Source organism: Dysgonomonas mossii DSM 22836 (genome assembly GCF_000213575.1).
Taxonomy (GTDB): domain Bacteria; phylum Bacteroidota; class Bacteroidia; order Bacteroidales; family Dysgonomonadaceae; genus Dysgonomonas; species Dysgonomonas mossii.
In genome coordinates this window covers 1-573 of the sequence record NZ_GL892031.1, presented here as the reverse complement: position 1 = coordinate 573, position 573 = coordinate 1, and the positions used below count along the sequence as shown (strand labels likewise).

General features: G+C 44.7%; 1 protein-coding gene. It reads right to left on the bottom strand.

Annotation, left to right across the window (positions count from 1 at the left end; translation table 11 throughout):
• Nucleotides 1-162 precede the first annotated feature (162 nt).
• Nucleotides 163-573 (bottom strand): hypothetical protein (locus tag HMPREF9456_RS17530; RefSeq protein WP_006844795.1); only part of this gene is annotated, 411 nt, incomplete at its 5' end.

Below are 573 nucleotides of genomic sequence, written 5' to 3'. Positions count from 1 at the left end.
ACTCTCTTTAAAATAAGTAGTGCTATCTTCACAGACAACACTACTCGTATTCATTAAAAAACAGTCTACTTTTAGTAGAAACACCTTTTCAGGTATCGCTCTCGGATAGCAACCAAATGCACACCGAGATAAAAGCTACCTTATTAATATTATTAGAAAATTTTAGTTAGTTGAAGTAGCTTTATATTTCTCAAATTTTATTTCGTCAGAGGCATATTTGATTGTATTACTTTCTCTGATTCGGTATATAGAGTTATCCGATAATACGCATTCAATAGTATGATAAGAAGTAATATAAGCGTTGTCCGATGCTCTCACAGTCGCGTTGCCCGATGCTTCCACAGTCGCGTTGTCCGATGCTTCCACAGTCGCGTTGCCCGATGCTTCCACAGTCGCGTTGCCCGATGCTTCCACAGTCGCGTTGTCACATGCTCTCACAGTCGCGTTGTCCGATGCTTCCACAGTCGCGTTGCCCCATGCTTCCACAGTCGCGTTGCCCGATGCTTCCACAGTCGCGTTGTCCGATGCTCTCACAGTCGCGTTGCCCGATGCTTCCACAGTCGCGTTGTCCGA